This is a genomic window from Paenibacillus zanthoxyli JH29 (genome assembly GCF_000520715.1).
GTDB classification, from domain to species: domain Bacteria; phylum Bacillota; class Bacilli; order Paenibacillales; family Paenibacillaceae; genus Paenibacillus_AQ; species Paenibacillus_AQ zanthoxyli.
Map to the genome: position 1 here is coordinate 1 of NZ_ASSD01000213.1, position 6,026 is coordinate 6,026.

Sequence of the window (6,026 nt, forward strand, 5' to 3'; positions counted from 1 at the left end):
GCAGGAACATGCGAGAAGAGCAGACGGTACAAGCTGATGGCAAAAGCGCCGACCATTGGCTGGTAGATCGAATTCAGCATACGCTCGTCGACGGGACTTAGACCGAATTCGCGGGAAACACAGTACCGATGATGTTCGGTGAAATGATGTAGATGACTGATATGCATCTTCGGATACCTCCTCCTTTTCGCGAATTCAAGACGGTTTCTCTTTCAAGTAGAGTTCTATTCTATCATAAATCGACTGTCTATAAATGTTGAAAAAAGCCCAAAACAGACGCTTTCTCCCGCCCGTTCGCATCCGGTCCTCGTCATCCTGACACATGCGGATTTTTTAGAAAAAAAGATGAAAATCCAAAATAAAACGGCCGCTCCCGCACAATACGGGAAAGCGGCCGCTATTGCTTTCTCTTCATACCTGAGTCATCAGAACATTTTATATCCGCCGAGCCGCAGACGCCGGATCGTCCAGCCGCTAAGCACTGCTCCGGCCAAGCCGGCGGCGCCGGTCAAATAGTCCACCGGATGAAAGGAAGACAGGTGCTCCCAGAGCGTCACGGAAGAACGGTCCCAGATGGAATACACCACCACCGGCAAAATGACGAGCACGAACAAATAAGCGGGAAACCATGTCGTTTTCATAAGCATATTGAGGATGAAGCCGATCCCGAACATCATTACAAAGAACAGAACGGCGAGCACAAACACAGGAATTAATCCCACCCGACTCACTTCCCCTCTCTATAAAGAAACGCACAAAAAGCATCAACCCGTAGTCAGTTTACTAGAAAAAAGGTGACGAAGCAATGAATTTCCGTGCCCTGATCCGGCGGCAGTGTTTGCTCTTCACCGCAAGCTTGCGCTACAATGCTTAGAAGGACAACCATTGGAGGAGTGATCACATGAGTGAAGCCGCTTTGACGCTGGAAGGATGGTATGCTCTCCATGACTTCCGCTCTCTGAATTGGACCGCCTGGACGGCGGCCGATGACGAGGAACGCGCTGTGGCTCTGGATGAACTGAATGCCTTTATAGAAGAATGGGCCGGTGTCGAAGAAGCGAAGCTCGGCAGTTCCGCCTGGTATTCGATCGTGGGACAGAAGGCCGATTTTGTAATGATGCACCTGCGTGAAAGCCTGGAGGACCTGAATAAGCTCGAAGCCGCCTTCAACAAGACCGCTTTTGCCTCCTTTACAACCAAAGCTTACTCCTATGTCAGCATCGTGGAGCTGAGCAATTATAACTCCAGCGGAGACAGCGGGGAAGACCCGATGCAGAATCCGCATATCGCCGCCCGCCTAAAGCCGGTTCTGCCGAAAGCCCGGCATATCTGCTTCTATCCGATGAACAAGAAGCGGGAGCTGGCCGACAACTGGTATATGCTCGATATGGCCAAGCGCAAGGAGCTGATGTACTCGCACGGGCTGATCGGGCGCGGTTACGCCGGCAAGGTTAAGCAGATCATTACCGGCTCCGTCGGCTTCGACGACTGGGAATGGGGTGTAACTCTGTTCGCGGAGGATGCGCTGCAGTTCAAGAAGCTCGTCTACGAGATGAGGTTTGACGAGGTCAGCGCCCGCTACGGCGAATTCGGCTCGTTCTATGTCGGCAACCTGCTGACTTCCGAATCTTTTGAGGAAATGCTGAAAGTGTAAAAAAAGGGTGTGCTTCGCAGCGTATAACGCCGGGCACACCCTTTGCCGTATCCTTTATTCTTCCGAAGACTCCCCATCGTCTTCCCCGTCCCGCTGGCTCTTCAGGTAATCCGCAGTCGCACGGTCACGGTCCCGGCTCTTCTCCTTCAGCCGCTCAATCGCAGGCAGAATGAGCAGGTCGACTTCTTTCTGGATGGTATAGGCCAGATCATGTCTGCTTTGATCCTCCAGATAGGAGCCGACCTCCATCAGGCCGTTGTAACGGTCCAGTTCGTCCCGGGTCAGCAGCCCCCGCACTTGCACGCTGCAGTGCCGCATTTTACAGGAACTTGCCTTTCTTCAGAACGAGCGGAATGCCGCCGATAATAAAGAGGTAGCGCATGTCCACGACTTTTTTGAGCTGGGCGGCTACAAAGCCCTTAAATTTCTTGTCGCCGACTACCGCAATTCCCTCGCCCCTGCCAAGCGAAGCCACCGTTCCTTTATTGCTGAATGCGAATTTCTTCGGCTGCTGATTCCGGATTGCCGCCACCAGATTATGGGCGCAGCATTCGCCCTGCTGCATGGCGATTTGTGCCGTCGGAGGGTAAGGACGGCCCTCAGGTCCGATCATAAGCGAACCGTCTCCGATGATGAAGATATTGTCATGACCCGGAGCGTGCAGGAACTCGTCCACTTTGACACGGCCGCGCATCGCTTCAAAGCCCGCTGCTTCGATCAGACGATTGCCGCGGATGCCCCCCGTCCAGACGATTGTCGATGCCTTGATTTCTTCGCCCGTCGCGAGCAGAACGCCATTCGGCATGCATTCCTTGATGGCCACACCAATTTTGAAGGTTACGCCTTTCTTGGTAAGCACATTCATGGCATACTCGACAAGCTCGGGTGCAAAGCCCGGCAGAGCCGTTGGAGCGGCCTCCACATTGTAAATGTTGACCAGGCTAGGGTCCACGTCGTATTCCTTGCACAGCTCCGGAATCCGGTCCGCCAGCTCGGCCACAAATTCAATGCCGCTGAAGCCGGCGCCGCCGACAACGAAATTGATATGCTCCTGCAGATTATTCTCGTTCTTATACTTGGCAAACTGATACTCGATATGCTCACGGATCAGACGAACGGAGTTAATGCTGCGGATCGTCAGAGCGTACTTGTCGAGTCCCGGAATACCGAACGTCTCCGGCTCCCCGCCGAGCGCGATAACGAGATAGTCGTAGGACAGCGTGCCGTCCTCCAGAATGACCTTTTTCTGCTGGGTGCGAATTTCCTGCACAGACGACTTGACCAGGTCGATCTTGAATTCATCGATCAGCTTGGAAATGGCTATGCGCGAATGGTCGATGCTGTCCGTTCCTGCGGCAGGCATATGCAGATGCGTAGTGAAGTAGTGATACTCATGGCGATTGACAAGCGTAACATCCGCCTCGTTGTAATTTAAGGCCTTTTGCAGACGTTGTGCGGTTAAAATCCCTCCATATCCCGCGCCTAGAATTACGATTTTAGGAATACTGTTCATTTTCCGGCTCCTTCCAACAGGCGAATCTGATTTAAAGTGTCTGGATAAATCATGTTTTTGTGAATTTATACACATAAGATTGGAATAAATTCCAGTAAAACTTAAAATAACTCAAAAATAATCATATACATTGTAATCCTTACCCTGTATTTAAGCAAATAGTAATTATTATCCCGATTACTGGCCCATGCTCCTCCAAATTGTTTAAAGCTGGCACTTTGCAGAGAGGTTCCGCAATGTTTATAATGGGGAAGTATGGCATTTTGAATATATCAACTTGGAGGTGTAAGATCCTGTGACTTCCCAGCAACTCGGCGCTCCTATGAGCGACCTTCTCATCATTGGCGGAGGCCCGGCAGGCATGTTCGCTGCTTTCTACGGCGGAATGCGCCAAGCGTCCGTTACTTTGATTGAGAGTATGCCCCAACTGGGCGGACAGCTTGCTACTCTTTATCCCGAAAAATACATCTATGATGTGGCAGGGTTCCCAAAAATTACGGCACAAGAACTCGTCGATAATCTTTCCCGGCAAATGGCTCTGTTCCAGAGCGATATCCGTCTGGAGGAGAAAGTGATGTCCGTTGAAAAACGGGGCGAACGCCATTTCGTCGTTACGACCGATAAAGCGGAATATCACGCCAAAGCCATTATCGTTACGGCAGGCGTCGGCGCCTTTGAACCGCGGCGTCTGGAACTTCCCGGAGCTGAGCGCTTCGAAAAAGCCAACCTGCACTATTTTGTAAGCGATTTGAATGCATTTAAAGATAAAAAAGTGCTGATTACCGGCGGCGGCGACTCCGCGGTGGACTGGGCGCTTATGCTTGAACCTATCGCCGCCGAGGTCACTTTGATCCACCGCCGCGACAAGTTCCGCGCCCACGAGCATAGCGTCGAGAATTTGATGAATTCAAAGGTAAGAGTTATTACCTCTACCGAGATTTCAGCGCTGCACGGAGATGAATTTATTAACAAGGTGACGCTCTCCAATGTCAAGACAAAGGAGACTCAGGACATTGAAGTGGACAGCGTAATCGTTAACTTCGGCTTCTTCTCCTCGCTCGGCCCGATCTCTGATTGGGGCCTCCAAATCGAAGGCAGCTCGCTTGTCGTCGATTCCCGCATGGAGACCAGCATCCCCGGTATTTTTGCCGCCGGCGATATTACCACCTACCCTGGCAAGCTGAAGCTAATCGCCGTAGGGTTTGGAGAAGCGCCGACCGCCGTCAATAATGCCAAGATCTACATTGATCCTGAAGCGAAGCTGTCTCCGGGCCATAGCAGCAGTCTGAAGCTGGAGCATCAACCGTCTTAATATTATTTGTTCTCAGGGTCCCCGCATAGCTCCTGAGGAGGTTTCTGAGCCAAAGCTGCATATTGCGGGGCATTTTAAATAAAAAGGGTATCCTAACGGGTTGAAGTTAATCACAGCTCGTAAGGATACCCTATTTTAATTCTAGTAGCGGTTTAGTTTTATGTAGGGCTTCATAGATCATTCTGAAGTCATTATTGAAGTACCGCATGCTCTGGAGAGTGTAAGTTCCGTTTAAGAATTTCAACTAGCAGCAGAGCGATAAAATCATGCTCCAGTTGAAGTTCTATGGCTTTGTGATATGAGTCCAACAACATCTCATCCGACAATTCAACCACAACGTTCACCTACCTTTCCTTTATTTGGTTCTTCTCTATCATATCAAACTATTAATTTTCGAACAAGTGTTCTTAATATCCACAGCCTTATGTGGAAATCCTGTGCATAATATGTGAGTAAACGTAATAAATGCTGGAAAAATGCGGTGGACAGTGGGGATAAGAGTTATACACAGGATTCGCCTTTGGTAGTATAATAAAAAAATTTCATTTTTGCTATAGCCATTTTTAAAAATCGGTCTCTCTTCCCTATTCAGGAAGAACTATTATCGCTATTTTTTCATATTACGCTAATTATTGCGGTCTTGTGTTCACTTCCAGAATCCAGATTCTCCCCGAGCGGTCTACCGCATAATCGAAGCCGAGTTCGCCAATTCCCGGAAAATGGCGCTCCAGCACTCCAATGCAGGTTAGGGTGAGATTACGCATCTCCTTTCTTTTGGCGGATATCTTAATCCGCGGAAGGGATCTTCGCAGTCCTTCCCGGCAGGTCAGCATAGTGCCTCCCTTGCACAGATTGGTCACGAACAGTCCGGGTCTGGCCAAGCGGCCAACCATGGAACGAAACTCCCAATGCTCCCCGTTCTTCACGACCTTGACCCGGTAATCGATAGGACGTCCGGCTATGCTGGCAAGCGATATGCCCTGCTGGATCAAATATCTGCGTTTGACCTTGGCTCTATTCAGTGCCCCCGCCATGCTGGAATAGTCCTGATAGATTCTGGTTCTGTCCATATAGGTAAAACCATACCCCCTGCCGTCCCGGAACACCTTGATGACGCCGTAGCCCCCGCCGCCGACAATCGGCTTGATCACCACATTGCCGTACCGTTGAAGCATGGATTTCAGGGCGGCGTTGCTATAGGGCGCCGTTCTCGGTATATAACCGGAAATCCGGCTGTCGCTGAGCAGCGCTTCGGTCTTCCGCCATTTGCTGGCCAGTTGTCTTCCCGCCATTTGCTCCTCTCTCCTTTCTCAAAGCCTGCTATACTGTACTCAAATGCCGATTTGACCTCTTGTATGATTGTCCTTAGCTGAAGGCAGCTGTGTAAAAAGGGGCGGCTATGCCGCGGCGGATGCCGCGAGATCCGGGAGAACAGCCTGCGGAATCCGACAGCATCCGAGCGAATGGCATCTGCCGGAGAAAAGGCGGGAAAGATGTCGCCTGAGCCGCCGCTGTAATACGACATATTTCTGCGGCGGGGACGGGCC

General features: G+C 50.8%; 8 protein-coding genes and 1 pseudogene. 2 read left to right on the forward strand and 7 right to left on the reverse strand.

What is annotated here, in order from left to right; translation table 11 throughout:
- Together L691_RS31890 and L691_RS0108055 are read right to left on the reverse strand one after the other, a co-directional pair.
- A pseudogene (locus tag L691_RS31890) lies at positions 1 to 167 on the reverse strand (helicase DnaB); the annotation flags it as partial.
- Positions 168 to 425: 258 nt separating this feature from the next.
- Complete coding sequence (locus tag L691_RS0108055; protein WP_025689891.1) at positions 426 to 722, reverse strand: YuiB family protein; 297 nt, start codon at positions 720 to 722, stop codon at positions 426 to 428.
- A 179-nt stretch (positions 723 to 901) separates the two neighbouring features.
- Here L691_RS0108055 and hemQ point away from each other — a divergent pair, with 179 nt between their 5' ends.
- Positions 902 to 1,654: a hydrogen peroxide-dependent heme synthase gene (gene hemQ, locus L691_RS0108060; protein WP_025689892.1), complete on the forward strand. Its 753-nt coding sequence runs from the start codon at positions 902 to 904 to the stop codon at positions 1,652 to 1,654.
- A gap of 54 nt (positions 1,655 to 1,708) precedes the next feature.
- Here hemQ and L691_RS0108065 read toward each other — a convergent pair whose 3' ends face one another.
- Together L691_RS0108065 and L691_RS0108070 are read right to left on the reverse strand one after the other, a co-directional pair.
- Positions 1,709 to 1,972, reverse strand: a complete 264-nt coding sequence (locus L691_RS0108065; RefSeq protein WP_025689893.1) for a hypothetical protein — start codon at positions 1,970 to 1,972, stop codon at positions 1,709 to 1,711.
- A gap of 1 nt (position 1,973) precedes the next feature.
- Entirely contained in the window at positions 1,974 to 3,167 is a 1,194-nt protein-coding gene (locus tag L691_RS0108070; protein ID WP_025689894.1) for an NAD(P)/FAD-dependent oxidoreductase, read from the reverse strand.
- A gap of 295 nt (positions 3,168 to 3,462) precedes the next feature.
- Here L691_RS0108070 and L691_RS0108075 point away from each other — a divergent pair, with 295 nt between their 5' ends.
- A complete protein-coding gene (locus L691_RS0108075) occupies positions 3,463 to 4,479 on the forward strand; it encodes an NAD(P)/FAD-dependent oxidoreductase (protein WP_025689895.1) in 1,017 nt (338 codons plus the stop codon).
- Between the two features lie 191 nt (positions 4,480 to 4,670).
- On the opposite strand, the gene sda is transcribed toward L691_RS0108075, so the two are convergent.
- The 3 genes from sda to L691_RS33465 form a co-directional block, all read right to left on the reverse strand.
- Complete coding sequence (gene sda / locus L691_RS0108080; protein ID WP_090834316.1) at positions 4,671 to 4,814, reverse strand: sporulation histidine kinase inhibitor Sda; 144 nt, start codon at positions 4,812 to 4,814, stop codon at positions 4,671 to 4,673.
- A 294-nt stretch (positions 4,815 to 5,108) separates the two neighbouring features.
- On the reverse strand, positions 5,109 to 5,771 hold the full coding sequence (locus L691_RS0108085) for a YheC/YheD family protein (RefSeq protein WP_025689897.1): 663 nt from the start codon (positions 5,769 to 5,771) through the stop codon (positions 5,109 to 5,111).
- A 73-nt stretch (positions 5,772 to 5,844) separates the two neighbouring features.
- Positions 5,845 to 6,026, reverse strand: a 182-nt coding sequence (locus L691_RS33465) for a hypothetical protein (RefSeq protein ID WP_232229133.1), incomplete at its 5' end; no start/stop codon positions are given.

Excerpts from the sequence above, each read along its gene's own strand:
- L691_RS0108070 (WP_025689894.1), bottom strand. The coding sequence starts at position 3,167 with ATGAACAGTATTCCTAAAATCGTAATTCTAGGCGCGGGATATGGAGGG.
- L691_RS0108085 (WP_025689897.1), bottom strand. The coding sequence starts at position 5,771 with ATGGCGGGAAGACAACTGGCCAGCAAATGGCGGAAGACCGAAGCGCTG.
- hemQ (WP_025689892.1), top strand. The coding sequence starts at position 902 with ATGAGTGAAGCCGCTTTGACGCTGGAAGGATGGTATGCTCTCCATGAC.
- L691_RS0108065 (WP_025689893.1), bottom strand. The coding sequence starts at position 1,972 with ATGCGGCACTGCAGCGTGCAAGTGCGGGGGCTGCTGACCCGGGACGAA.